At 65.3% G+C, this 13,120-nt stretch carries 12 protein-coding genes and 1 tRNA gene; 7 read left to right on the top strand and 6 right to left on the bottom strand.

The annotated features are described in order from the left end of the window. Positions 1-77 precede the first annotated feature (77 nt). Positions 78-1,295: an ROK family protein gene (locus tag ACYVDN_RS04835; protein ID WP_460568982.1), complete on the bottom strand. Its 1,218-nt coding sequence runs from the start codon at positions 1,293-1,295 to the stop codon at positions 78-80. Between the two features lie 270 nt (positions 1,296-1,565). Here ACYVDN_RS04835 and ACYVDN_RS04840 point away from each other — a divergent pair, with 270 nt between their 5' ends. From ACYVDN_RS04840 to ACYVDN_RS04860, 5 genes are all read left to right on the top strand, one after another. Continuing rightward, positions 1,566-5,363, top strand: coding sequence for an alpha-N-acetylglucosaminidase TIM-barrel domain-containing protein (locus tag ACYVDN_RS04840; RefSeq protein ID WP_460568984.1), 3,798 nt, complete (start codon positions 1,566-1,568; stop codon positions 5,361-5,363). Beyond that, positions 5,360-5,857, top strand: a complete 498-nt coding sequence (locus ACYVDN_RS04845) for a hypothetical protein (protein ID WP_460568986.1) — start codon at positions 5,360-5,362, stop codon at positions 5,855-5,857. Before ACYVDN_RS04840 ends, ACYVDN_RS04845 begins: the two co-directional genes overlap by 4 nt. A 689-nt stretch (positions 5,858-6,546) precedes the next feature. Further along, positions 6,547-6,747 carry a hypothetical protein gene (locus ACYVDN_RS04850; protein ID WP_460568988.1) on the top strand — a complete coding sequence of 67 codons (201 nt, stop codon included), beginning with the start codon at positions 6,547-6,549 and terminating at the stop codon, positions 6,745-6,747. A 210-nt stretch (positions 6,748-6,957) separates the two neighbouring features. Continuing rightward, the gene (locus tag ACYVDN_RS04855; RefSeq protein ID WP_460568990.1) at positions 6,958-7,104 is read left to right on the top strand and encodes a hypothetical protein; all 147 of its coding nucleotides are present in this window, start codon (positions 6,958-6,960) and stop codon (positions 7,102-7,104) included. A 238-nt stretch (positions 7,105-7,342) separates the two neighbouring features. Beyond that, positions 7,343-7,768, top strand: coding sequence for a hypothetical protein (locus tag ACYVDN_RS04860; RefSeq protein WP_460568992.1), 426 nt, complete (start codon positions 7,343-7,345; stop codon positions 7,766-7,768). Positions 7,769-7,793: 25 nt separating this feature from the next. Here the strand turns inward: ACYVDN_RS04860 and ACYVDN_RS04865 are convergent, their stop codons facing one another. Then, positions 7,794-7,961 carry a LysM peptidoglycan-binding domain-containing protein gene (locus tag ACYVDN_RS04865; protein WP_460568994.1) on the bottom strand — a complete coding sequence of 56 codons (168 nt, stop codon included), beginning with the start codon at positions 7,959-7,961 and terminating at the stop codon, positions 7,794-7,796. A gap of 122 nt (positions 7,962-8,083) precedes the next feature. Next, complete coding sequence (locus ACYVDN_RS04870) at positions 8,084-8,389, bottom strand: hypothetical protein (protein WP_460568996.1); 306 nt, start codon at positions 8,387-8,389, stop codon at positions 8,084-8,086. Positions 8,390-8,859: 470 nt separating this feature from the next. On the opposite strand from ACYVDN_RS04870, the gene ACYVDN_RS04875 reads away from it, so the two are divergent. After that, positions 8,860-9,978, top strand: a complete 1,119-nt coding sequence (locus ACYVDN_RS04875; protein WP_460568998.1) for a tyrosine-type recombinase/integrase — start codon at positions 8,860-8,862, stop codon at positions 9,976-9,978. Between the two features lie 55 nt (positions 9,979-10,033). On the opposite strand, the gene ACYVDN_RS04880 is transcribed toward ACYVDN_RS04875, so the two are convergent. The 3 genes from ACYVDN_RS04880 to ACYVDN_RS04890 form a co-directional block, all read right to left on the bottom strand. Then, positions 10,034-10,107 (bottom strand) — tRNA-Ile (locus ACYVDN_RS04880). 9 nt (positions 10,108-10,116) lie between these two features. Then, a complete protein-coding gene (locus tag ACYVDN_RS04885; protein ID WP_460569000.1) occupies positions 10,117-11,370 on the bottom strand; it encodes a glycosyltransferase family protein in 1,254 nt (417 codons plus the stop codon). A gap of 90 nt (positions 11,371-11,460) precedes the next feature. Then, positions 11,461-12,429 carry a DMT family protein gene (locus ACYVDN_RS04890; RefSeq protein WP_460569002.1) on the bottom strand — a complete coding sequence of 323 codons (969 nt, stop codon included), beginning with the start codon at positions 12,427-12,429 and terminating at the stop codon, positions 11,461-11,463. Between the two features lie 41 nt (positions 12,430-12,470). Here ACYVDN_RS04890 and def point away from each other — a divergent pair, with 41 nt between their 5' ends. After that, positions 12,471-13,037: a peptide deformylase gene (gene def, locus ACYVDN_RS04895; protein ID WP_460569004.1), complete on the top strand. Its 567-nt coding sequence runs from the start codon at positions 12,471-12,473 to the stop codon at positions 13,035-13,037. The last annotated feature ends 83 nt before the right edge of the window (positions 13,038-13,120 follow it).

Genomic DNA, 13,120 nt, shown 5'->3' on the forward strand with positions numbered 1-13,120 from the left:
CGGGTCATACGTGCATCGCGATCCCATGGACGCCGGGACCAGCACTTGGTCGTATTCGAGCGGGAAGTGTGGCTGGCCTACGAACTGCCAGCCGCTCGCGCCCCTTCGTCCGCCGCCGCGGCGAGCGCCTCGGCCGTGAACAGGCGCTCCGCGACCCCGTCAAGGGCGAGCTGTACACCGCCGAGCGCGACGGCGCGATCGCCAAGGCGGGAGACCGCCAATGGGGTGGGCACGACGGTGCGAGCGGCAAGGTGGCGCTCGATGGCAGCCAGAGGGAACGCGGCTCCGGCCGCCGTCATGCCGCCTCCGATGACAAGCAGGTCAGGGTTGAGCACGAGCAGCAGCGGCGCGACGCCACGCGCGAATCGTGCGGCGAGCGTGTCCACGACGTGACCTGCCCCCAGGTCGCCGTTCGCCGCAGCGGTGAGAACGGTTTCGACGTCCGGGGAGTGGTCCGGCCAGTGCAGTCTCACGAGTTCGGCGATCGCGGCTGGGCCGACCTGGCGTTCAAAGGGGCCGGTGTCTGCGGGCGGAGCGGGCGATTCATCCAGATCGAGAAAGCCGATCTCTCCGGCAGCCGCCGCAGCGCCCCTGTGCACCCTGCCGTTGATGGTGATGCCCGCGCCGATACGTGTGCCCCACTGCACGAACGCCATCGTGCCCGTTGCGGGATGACTTCCGAGGCGCTGCTCCGCAAGCACCGCGAGATTCACGTCGTTGTCGATATCGATGTGGCAGCGGAAGCTCGGCGCGAGCTCGGCTCGAGGCGATATCGCCGTCCAGTTCGGGATGCTCGGGGCAAGCACTACGCTGCCGTTGCCATCGATGACGCCAGGGCTTCCGATGGCGAGCCCCGACAGGTCTTCCCGTGCGACGCCGGCGCTGCGGAGCACGGCGTTCATCGTCGACTTCGTGATGGCCATCACCTCGTCGGCGTTACCGGAAGACGAAGTGTTCGACCGCTTCTCCGCGACGATCTCGCCGGCGAGGTCGGTCAGGATCGCGAGCACCTTGTGCGGGCCGACGTCGACGCCGAGCACATGGCCGGCTCCAGCGTTGAAAGCGACGACTTGGGCCGGTCGGCCAACGTGTTGTTCGCTTGTTCCCACGGCGTGAACCCAGCCCTCACGGGTCAGGAGTGCGAGCGCCTGCGCGACCGTCGGGCGCGTGAGCCCTGTGCGTGACATCAGGTCCGCGATCCGCAGAGGGCTTTCGTCACGCAGTGTCGCGAGGACGGCGGCGGCGTTGAGCGCTCGCAGCACTCGTGGACCGCTGCCTATTGACACCTCGACCATGGGAAGCCAAACTACCATCAAAAGTAAAGAAGCATCCTTTACTAACCATTTTCCCCGGTCCCCCGGGGCGTCCGTTCTGCCGCACTGTCGCGGCGTGAGGAGTCGAACATGCGTGTGCCGTGGCGAGTCTTGTTGGGCAGCGGTCTCGTTGCGGTCCTGGTTGCCGGTTCCGCGACGGCCTCGTATGCGGCGACTGCCGCTGAAGGCGTGAAGTCCCCGCCACACGCCTCGTGCCCGAGGTCTCAGGTCGATACGTCGGCTGAAACGGCTGTGCTCACCAGAACGATCGGGGCCAAGGCGAAGCAGATCTGCTTCTCCATCGCACCGAGCTCGACCGATTCAGACTCGTTCACCGTCTCTGGCACGACGGGTGCGATCCGGATCACCGCGACATCGCCATCGGCAGCCTCCGAGGGTGCCGGCTGGTACCTGAAGTACGTGGTGCACGCAGACGTCAACCTCGGCAGTTTCACACCCAAGGTGCCCGCAAAGCTGCCTGCTCCTCCCACCCCGATCTCGCAGACATCCAACGCCTCCGACCGTTACGTCGGCAACGACACCCAGGATGGCTACACCGACCCGAACATGGGTTGGTCGGGCTGGCAGCAGCTGCTGGACATGTACGCGTTGCACGGCATCAACGAGGTGTACGTGCTTCCCGGCACCGACGCCGTCTACGAGAGAGTTCTCGAAGACTTCGGATACACGGCCGACCAGGCCAGGGCGTGGATTCCCCAGCCGGCAGCACAGCCCTGGTGGGTCATGCAGAACATGTCAAACGACTCCACGCCGATCTCACAGTCGCTGCTCGACTCCAGGGCAGCATTGGCGCGCAAGATCGTCGCGCGATGCAAGGAACTCGGCATCACGCCGGTGCTGCCGGGGTACTTCGGCACGGTGCCCACCGACTTCGCCACAGCGAACACGCAGCCTGACGGGACCACGCCCCTGGTCATCCCGCAAGGCACCTGGTCCGCCAGCCTGACGCGGCCATCCTGGCTGGCGCCCACCGATCCGCTTTTCGCCTCGGTCGCCGCCGACTACTACAAGCACGCGGACTCGCTGCTCGGCACCACGACCATGTACCGAATGAACCCGCTGCAGGAGGGCGGGAAGACCGGCGGCCTGAACGTCGGGGTCGCGGCGAACGCCATCATGACGGCGCTGCAAACATCCGAGCCAGGGGCGACGTGGATGCAGCTGGGATGGCAAAGCAATCCCACGACGACGGAATTGGCGGGCATCAGCGACCACACCCACCTGTTGATCACCGACGGAATCTCCGACGCCAAGGCAACCTTCGACCGCGAGTCGAGCTGGCCGAACACGAACTACCTGTTCGGCTCGATCTACAACTACGGCGGTCAGACGCTGATGGGCGGCAACGGTCAGATCTGGCTCGACCGCTACTTCGGGCAGCTCGCCCGATCGGGCAGCCACATGACCGGGGTCGCGATCATGCCGGAGGGCTTCCAGGACCCGGCGTCGTTCGAACTGCTTGCGGAGATCCCCTGGCATGCGAAGACCTTCGACCTTGCCACCTGGATGCAGCAGTACGCGTATGGACGATACGGCTCGAACGCCGCCGCGGCCGCGTGGACGACTCTCGCCGCAACCGCGTATTCCACTCCATTGCCGGCGGACGGTGTGCACGCTGAGACAGCCGACAGTCTCTATGCCATGACGCCGAATCTCACGGGTGGGTCGGCGTACGGCGTCACTACCTCGCAGCGGTATAACACCGCACAACTAGCGACCGCGCTGCCGCAGTTGTTGGGTGCGGCGTCATCTGTCGTGCAGCACTCCGCGTACGACTTCGACCTCGCCGATCTGTCGCAGCAGGTGCTGAACGACCAGGCCAGGGTGTTGTTGCCGCAGATCAGCGCCGCTTACAACGCGGGCGACACCTCGACGTTCCGATCTTTGACCACCAGCTGGCTCAAGTCGATGGAGCTCGACGAGAAGATCATGTCCACCGTGCCCTGGTTCCGCCTCGGCACGTACACCGCCACCGCTGCAGCGGCCGCCGGCACGAGGGCCGAATCCGCGGTGCTGCAGTCCGATCTGCTGCACCTCTGGACGGTGTGGGCGACCGACGCAGGCAGCGTGACCGATCTGAACAACTACGCCAATCACGAACTCGCTGGACTGATCAACGGGTACTACGAGCCGAATTGGAAGGCATACTTCGACTCACTGGCGACGGCGATGAACAGCCACTCCGCTCCGGCGCCGATCAACTGGTATGCCCGCGGTGAGGCCTTCGCGGATGCGCAGACCCAGTTCTCCGCCAGGCCCACGGGCGATACCGTCGACGCGGCGCATGCAATCGTCAACGCCTTGCACATCGGAACCCTGTTCGTGAGCGCTCCATCCGCGTGGTCCGATCTCGCGGCATCACCGGCCGCCGTCTCAGGCAGCGGAACCGCAGGAGACGGCATCAAGGTGACCGAAGGCCGCTCCTCCGTGTGCACCACGGTGGTCAGCGCGACCGGAGCGTGGAGCTGTATCCCGTCCACCCCGCTCGCGCAGGGTCGGCACGTGCTGACCGTTGCACAGACCAAGGGGCCGAAGACGCACGGCGACACCTCTGCCACGACATCCGTCACGTTCGCGATTGGCACGACACTCATGGACTACTGGTCGATGGATGCCACGTCGCACGGAAAGGTGGCGGACACGGCGGGCGGCTTCGACGGAGCGCTGGGAGGGGATGCCTCACTCGCGGGCGGCAAAGCGGGTGATGCAGCGTTCTTCACCGGCTCAGCCACCGGAACGATCGCCACCGGCGCGCCCGACCTCTCGGCACCGTGGTCGCTGGGTGTCTGGGTCGACCCGACCTCGACCGTCAAGAGCATGGCCATCATGAACAGCGGAACCTCGATCATCAAGCTGCAGGGCGGTGCGAGCCACAACGTGGGCGCCACCTGGCGCAACGTCGCCGACTACACGGTGCCGTACACCGCTCCACTGAACACGTGGACATATCTCACGTTCGTGAACGACGGCACGCACATAACGGTGTACGCGAACGGTGCCGTGGTCGGCACGATCAACGCGAGCTTCCCGCTCGGCCGCGCGAGCATCGGCAGCGTCGGCACCGACCCGACGACGGGCGGCGTGGACGAGTTGTCTGTGTTCTCCGGCGCGTTGGCCGCGGGTCAGGTCGCCACGCTCTACTCGGCCAACGGCATCCCGAACGAGATCGATGCGCCGTTGAGTGTGAGCAGCCCGGCGGACGGGACCTCGGTGACGGTGTCGCCTGCGTCCATCTCGGGAATCGGCGGCGCAGGAGACCACATCGCTGTCACTGAGGGCGGCACTGGAGTCTGCACCGCCACAGTGAATGCGATCGGGTCCTGGAGCTGCGCTCCTGCACAGCCGCTGGCGCAGGGTCGCCACGTGCTGACGGTCACGCAGTCCAAGGCGGGCGCCGATGCGGGTTCGGTGACGGTGACCTTCGCCGTCGGTGTGCCTCTGCTCGTGGACTACTGGTCGTTCGACGCGACCTCGGGCGGAAAGGTCGCCGATACCGCAGGTGGGTACGACGGCACCGTGAGCGGAGATGCGGCGCTGGCTGCCGGCAAGGTGGGGAACGCTGCGTTCTTCACCGGCTCGACCACCGGCACGATCACCACAGGAGCCTCGGACCTGTCTGCCGCCTGGTCGGTCGGCGTGTGGGTTGACCCCACCGCGACGACGAAGAGCATGGGGATCATGAACAGCGGCACCTCGGTCATCAAGCTGCAGGGCGGATCGGCCCACGATGTCGGAGCAACGCGCCGCACGGTCGCGGACTACACGGTTCCGTACGTCGCTCCGCTGAACACCTGGACGTACCTCACGTTCGTGGATGACGGAACTCGCATCACGGTGTACGCGAACGGCGTCGTCGTCGGAACGATCAACGCCAGCTTCCCGCTGGGGCGTGCGAACATCGGCAGCGTCGGCACCGACCCGACGACGGGCGGCGTGGATGAGCTCTCGGTGTTCTCCGGCGCACTGACCGGCGCCCAGGTTGCCACACTCTACGCCGCCAACGGCGTACCGACCCACGACTTCGGGTGAAGGCAACGAAGGGCACGATGGAGCACGCCATCCAGCCGGACGACGTCTATCTACCCGTCACGATCCGGCACCAGACGCGGCGGGTCATCATAGCGACGCCGGCTCTCGCCGTGATGTTGGATGGCGAGATCGGAGAGCCACTCGAAGAGACCACCATCGTCGAGGAGGCATTCGGCCGCCCGTTCTCGGTCGCCGTCGAGTACCGACGATCGCATGCTGGGCCACCCTCAACTCCTGCGATGGAAAGCTCCGGCGACGGGGTCGACGGAGTGGCGGAGGAGAACTGCACTCCGGCATTCGAGCACAGCTTCTCGGTCAGTACTGTTCCGCCAGCCCTTGCAGCGATCCTCGAGATGATCCCGCACGAGACCGTCCTCTTCGTTCAGGAACGACAAGCGCCGATCGACAGCAGACGTGCCGTCGTCCGCAACCGATGGATCAACACAGGTGTAATGACGCCGAGCATCACAGGCCGGCCGCTCGAGTTCCACTGACGGGCATCGTCACGCCGCCGCGGAGGCCCATGGGCAGACGCGAACCCTGCGCCCGTCGAAGCTGACGACGATCGATGACGTGCTGACCGCGTGGAGATGGTTGCGCATCGGGCGAGAGACGACGCCGCGCACCGCAGCGGTCGCCGGAGACTCGGCAGGCGGTGCCTCGCCGTCGCACTGCTCGTCGCCACTCGTGACGCCTCAACGGCTCACCGCCGCTCCTGATCCTGGTCGGAACCGCCGATCTGCTTCTCAGCGACTCCGAACGATTGGCGAAGGCCGCATCGGACGCGGGCGTCGAGGTCGACCTCCACGCCGAACAAGCCGGCGACGACACGACACCACTCAAACTGCGGATAAGGGCCGTGGCCGCCAGCATCGCGAAGTAGGGCTCATGTGAGCGAGAAGCCGCCCAGAACATGGCCTCTCCCGCACCCGCGAATTCTTGGTCGGGCGTTGTCCGTCGTCTTGTTCTGGGATGATCTTCCGATGGAGGTTGTAACACTGTGGCGGCCGACGGGCCCGAGGGAAATCGCTCTCGTGGAGGCCGCCGGGTGGCGAAGTTGGCCTCCACGGTTGCCTGGTCAGCCGATCTTCTACCCGGTACTGAACCAGGACTACGCAACGCGGATCGCCCGCGACTAGAATATGATGCACGAGCCATCTCGCGCGCACGCGAATCCCGCTGCGTGCTGATCGCGCAGTACCTTCATCCCATGAAGGGATACCTTGCCCGCATCGAGGTCGACGGTGAAGAAGTGGGCGAAGACTTTGACCTCGACTCGATCGATCAGTTCTACGCGGAGGAGCCTGGAGGCCGGCGCTACCGGATCGAACTGACGGACGCGCCGAAGGGCGTGCTCTCGGTCTGGCGTTGGTCCGTCCACTAGGTGCCTCAACCAGATGACGCTGCACCTGAGACGTTGATCGCACGGATTCGCCACCAACGCCCACAGTGGCTCGGCCACCCCTACGACTACACACGCGAAGGGGGCCGGTTCCTGCAAAACGGCGGGCAAGGAACGCTCTGGAATACAGTTCAAGCCCTAGTCGAATAGGGATCCGTGATCGTGCTGCCTCTGGCGAGTAATGTCACGCCTATGAGCAGAGGCGTGGATCGTCCCTCGCGCGACGTACTGCGCTGGGTTGTGTTCTGGGTCGTTGTCGCCCTGGTGCTCCTATCCATCCCTACCCTTCTCTACCTGCACTACGCACTCACTTGGCCCTTCGGCTACGTGTACGCATAGGGATCCCCTTACGCGCTCTTGAGTACGTTGCTTTCGTGTAGGGCGTCTCGGAGCCCGGCGACGCCTCGGTAGTGATGTGTGGTCATCCCGAGCTCAGCCGCTCCGCCGAGCTTGCCGATCGAGTCGTCCGTGAAAAACACGGTCCCCGCCGGAACTCCGAGCATGTCGATGACATGCTCGAATGCGCGACGATCGGGCTTGGCGAATCCGATAATGGCCGAGTTGAACACGTGGTGAAGTGCGCGCTCAGACCGAGCTGCTCCACTTCGCTCGGGATGGTGTCTGTTCCGTTGGTGAGGATCGCGGTCGTGAGCCCGTGTGCACGGAGCTCGTCTGCGAGGTCGAGAAGTATCGGATCGGCCGCAAACGGCTGACGCCCCCATTCCTCTGCCGCCTCCGCGTTGCCGAGGTGCTCCGCGATGCGCTGGATCCACTGTCGACGAGTGATCCGACCTGTAGTGGCTTCTTCAATCAGTGGGCTGCTGAACGCGAAATGCTCGATTACGCCGGCCGGGATACCGTGCTTGTTCTCGATTCGGGCAACGTAGCTCGGATCGAAGTGGCGCACCACGCCGTCGAGGTCGAAGAGGACAACGCGAATCATCTGTTCATCCTGCCGCGTCTTCGGTGTCCGACAGCGGATCCGTCTGCCAGCTCGAAGTGACGCGCACGCGTTCGCATTCGAGTGTTCACCACGGCTTGAGGGCGAGTTTCTTGCCGGGCAGAAGCGCACCATACGCCTCAGAGGTGGTGGTGAGCTCGTCGACGGTGATGCCGAGGCGTTCCGCGATGCTGGAGATGTTGTCCCCGCTGACGACGACATAGGTGATTGGCTCGCCTGCGGCGTCATCGATCACCGATCCCTCGGCCCCGGTTTCAGGCCCATGATCGACGATGGGCTTCGCCGACCGTGCCGCGTAGGCACATGCGATGGGGGTCCTATTCACCGGCGGTTGTCCAGTAGAGGACCTGACCTGTGTCAGTGGGCGATCGACCGTCCCCCGAATATGGGCGGCAGTTTGCACCGTGACGACTCAACGTGGGAGGCACGCGAGCCGTCTATCGGACGGTAGGTGCCGTGCATGGCTTCTGCGCCTTTCCGGACGACGGGTGCGAGTGGTGAGTCGGTGGTGGTCGTGACCGTCCAGCCTTCGTCGATGAGCCAGATGGTGAGTTCGAGGGTTTGTATGCGTTCGGTGGGTGTGAGTTCGTTGAGGTCGGTGGCGAGCAAGACGACTGTTTCTGTGCTGCCTGGGGTGACCAGGTTGACGAGTTCGGCTTTCATTGGTCCCTCTCCTTTGTTGATGTGGTGTGGCCAGATGCGTTCTTCTGGCCGTTCCGGCGAGAGAGATCGAGAGCCGGGCGGAGTTGGCGGAGTGAGTGGAGGGAGCGGTTGCTAAGCGGAGGACGCAACGCGGCCGGAGTCTGCAAAGAGTGAGTGGAGGGATCGCAGCCGACGGAGCCTGGCTATGATCGACCGCCGGAGCGGCAAGAAGACCCGGAAAAGCGCCACGCCTTCGGCGTTCGACACGACGATCGGCAGGGCCGCGCCCGCGGCGCCACAGGTTCTTCCACTGCGTGGCCTCGGCCGGAGCGTGGCAGCAAGTGCACCCGTGCGGCCGGGTAGCGTTCGCAGGTATCGGTCCGCTCTCCCCAACCCGGCACACATGCGCGCCGAGGATCGACGCCGAAAGTCAGCAGATCGTGAAGTACTGGTAGGGACGCGCGGTGGCGGGCATCCGGGAGGGCTCAGACATGGGCAGTATCACTAGCTACGAGACGGGTGCCGGAAGACGGTATCGGGTGAGGTACCGGAAGCCTGATCACTCGCAGACCGACAAGCGCGGGTTTAGGACGAAGCGGGATGCGGAGCTGTTCTTAGCGTCGGTGGAGATGAAGAAGGCGACCGGTGAATACGTCGACCCGTCTGCTGCACGCGCCACCGTCGGTGTGCTGGGCACAGCCTGGTTGGCGTCTCGGTCGCATGTGAAGCCGTCGACGGCGTACGTCTACGAGTCCGCGTGGCGGCTGCACGTGGAACCGTACTGGGGCGCCACGATGATCGGCACCATCCGACACAGCGAAGTCCAGGCGTGGATCACCAAGCTCGGCGCCGGCGGTGAAGGGAGGAAGCCGAAGTCACCGACGATCGTGCGCCGCGCGCACGACATCCTCGCCGGCATCCTGGACGCTGCGGTCAAAGACCACCTGATCCCCTCCAACCCGGCCCGCGGAGTGAAACTCCCCCGCCGCATCTCCCGCCCGCACACCTACCTGAGCAACGAGCAGGTCGCTCAATTGGTGGCCGTCTGCGGGGACCATGGCCCGATGATCGCGCTGCTCGCCTACACCGGGTTGAGGTGGGGTGAAGCATCCGCACTGCGGGTCAAGGACATCGACACCCTCCGGCGGCGGCTGATGGTCGTCGAGAACGCTGTCTACGTCAACGGAGCCATTCTGGTCGGCACGCCGAAAACGCACGAACGACGCAGCGTCCCCTACCCCAAGTTCCTCACCGTCCCGATCGCGGCCGCGTGCGAAGGGAAGACTCGCGACGACATCGTGTTCGACGACGGACGAGGCGGCTACCAGCGCACCCCGACCATGGTCGCCAACTCATGGTGGGACGCCGCGCTCGAACAAGCCGGACTGCCGCCCATGACAATCCACGACCTGCGGCACACTGCTGCGTCTCTCGCGGTCAGCGCCGGGGCGAATGTGAAGGCTGTGCAGAGGATGCTCGGCCACGCATCCGCAGCGATGACCCTGGACACCTATAGCGACCTCTTCGACGACGATCTCGACGCCGTCGCCGACCGGCTCAACGAAGTAGGCGAATCAAGTGTGGGCAAAATGTGGGCAAAACCATCTTGAAACGCAAGAACGGCAGCCATCCAATGGCTGCCGTTCCCAGTGTTTACAAGGAGAGTAGGGCGGGCGGGACTTGAACCCGCGACCCAGGGATTATGAGTCCCCTGCTCTAACCAGCTGAGCTACCGCCCCATCGCCGGGCTAGTCGGCCGCGGCTGGTGCGGCATCCGACACGATCAGGTCCGGCACCGCTTCACCACGATACAGGCACTCGAAGGTGGAGAGCGTGCGCTGGATGTCGTGCGCTGCGATCAGTCGGAGCGAGGCCTTCTTCATCGCGTTCAGCTCGTCCTGGGGCATCCGGAACACAGTCTCGAGCCGGTCGGCAAGCTCCTGCGAGTCGCCCGGAGTAAAGAGGAAGCCGTTCTCGCCGTCGTGCACGAGGTGCGGCAACGCCATCGCATTCGCCGCCACGACCGGGAGCGCGGACGCCATGGCCTCCATCGTCACGATGGACTGCAGCTCCGCGATCGAGGGCATGGCCAGAACCGTGGCCCTGGTGTAGGCCTGCCGGAGCTCCTCGTCGCTCACATAGCCGGTGAAGGTCACCCGATCGGCGATCCCGAGCTGCTCCGCGAGGTGTTCGAGGTTCTTCAGTTGGTCTCCGCCACCGACCACTTCGAGCTTCGCGTCGAGGTCCTCCGGCAGGAGCGCCATAGCCTTGACCAGCACGTCGATCTGCTTCTCGCCCGTGACCCTTCCGACGAAGACCACGCGGTTCTCCGTGCGCGGCTCGAAGTTGGGGGTGTACCGGTCGGCGTCGATCCCGCACGAAATGGCGTATACGTCGCGCAGTCCGGTGTGCTGCTCCAGGAACTGCGCCGCCTTGTGCGTGGGTGTCGTGACGGCAGAGGCGCGACCGAACGTGCGTCGCGCGGCCTTCCAGGCGAGCCCGATCGACCACGTCTGCAACCACTTCGGGATCAGCGTGAACTCGAGCATGTTCTCCGGCATGAAGTGGTTCGTGCCGATCACGCGGATGCCACGCTTCTCCGCCTCGATCGACAGTCCACGCCCCACGACGATGTGGGACTGGAAGTGCACGACATCCGGCTTCACGTCGTCGAGCACGCGGGCGCTGTTCTGCTTGATACGCCACGGTAGCGCGAACCGCAGCCAGTCGTGCGGGTACCAGCGCCAGCTGTGCAGGCGGTGCATGATGAGACGCTGACCCTCGTGCTCCTCGACCCAGGTGCCATACCTGCGGGAGGCGGACGGCGCCATCACGTGCACCTCGTGACCACGGCCGACAAGGCCGGCGGCGAGCCGCTCCGCGAACCGTGCAGCACCGTTCACATCGGGAGCGAACGTGTCGGCACCGATCAGAACCTTCAGAGGCTTCGATTGCGCCGTCGGCGGTGTGGGGGGTGTCGCCGCATCGCTCGAGTCCGTCAAGGAGCCATCCTCTTCTCCGTGCCGCCGAAGTGGCGTCGGCACGATCTTCTCGCCGGAGAACCGTCCCCGGCCGAAACACAACGCCTTAGTCTAAGCAGGGCCTTGGTCACCTGCTGTTTTGGTTTCGGCCACGTCGTTATACGACCTCATACCCGGATGCACGCGCGCCAGTATGAACACGCCGATGATGGCGATCACCCCGGTCACCACGAACGCAACCATCTGCCAGGCAGCGGCCCCTGCCGCCTCGTTCAGGATGACGATGCCGATCGTCACCGCGACCACCGGGTCGATCACCGTGAGGCCCGCCACCACCAGGTCCGGTGGACCGGAGGCGTACGCGTTCTGCACGAAGTACGCACCGAGCGCGACAGCGGCGAGCAGAGCGATCGCGCACACCCACGTCAGCCAGGTGAACTGCTGCTGCTCGATGCGCGAGATGATCGCTTTCGCCAGTGTCGCAACGAACCCGTAGAGCACGCCGGCGCCGACGACGTAACCCAGCGCGAGAAGGCGCTTGCGCAGGAGCCAGAAGGCTGTTCCGAAGACCACGACGACACAGCCGAGCACGATGAGGATCTGCACGAGCTGCTGGTCCGTCACCGGCGTCTCGACTGCCGCGAACGCCGCGACGAGCACGAACGCGCCGACGCCGCCCACACACAGGCAGATGGCGACGATCGAGCGCTTGTTCAACCGGGTGTGGCTGACGCGCGCGTTGATGATCGCGGTGATCACGAGCGAGATGGCGCCAAGGGGCTGCACCACGATGAGTGGTGAGAAGGCCAGGCTGATCAGCTGCAGCACGACGGCGAGCCCCAGCATGAGCGTTCCGAAGACCCACGAAGGTCGTGCCAGCAGCAAGGTCAGCTGCTTCACCTGCAGGCCGCCGCGGCCATCGTGCGCGGTGTTTCGCTCCACCTTCGTGACGCCTCGGTGCTGGAACTGCGCGCCAAGCGAAAGGAACACCGCGCCGACGAGGGCGATCGGGATGCCGATGAACTGGCGCGGCTGAAGTGCCGTCAGATCATTGGTCGACGCGGCCAGTTCCGAGATCACTCATCGACCCTAACGGCATTGCCCGCCGATACCCTTGACGAATGGCCGTTCTTCCCATCCGCATCTGCGGCGATCCCGTGCTGCACTCCCCCGCCGCTGCGGTCACCGACTTCGACGCCGACCTCGCCGAGCTCGTCGGCGACATGTACGACACGATGGCAGCCGCTCCCGGCGTCGGGCTCGCGGGCCCTCAGGTCGGGGTGGCGAAGCGGCTCTTCGTCTACGACTGGACCGACGATTCCGACGTGCGCCACCGTGGCGTCGCGATCAACCCGACCCTGTGGATCTCTCCCCCGCCGGCTGGCGACGCCGACCCCGAGACCGAGTCCGAGGGATGCCTGTCCTTTCCCGGCGAGCGGTTCCCGCTGCGCCGAGCAGCGTCGGCTCTGCTTCAAGCGGTCGACCTCGACGGCGCACCGTTCGAGGTGCGTGCGGAAGGCTGGCTCGCCCGCATCTTCCAGCACGAGTACGACCACCTCGACGGACTCCTCTACGTCGACCGGCTCACCGACGGCTACGCCCGCACGGCGGCCAAGGTGGAACGCAAGCAGGGCTGGGGCGTGCCAGGGCAGAGCTGGTTGCCCGGCGTCGACCACCTCGAGGGATGACCCCCTCGAGGTGGTCGAGTAGCGCCGACCAGAGGTCGACGCGTATCGAGACCTTGCCTATCAAGACCTTCGTGCGGGACCAG

The sequence above is a fragment of the Humibacter soli genome, from assembly GCF_054779035.1.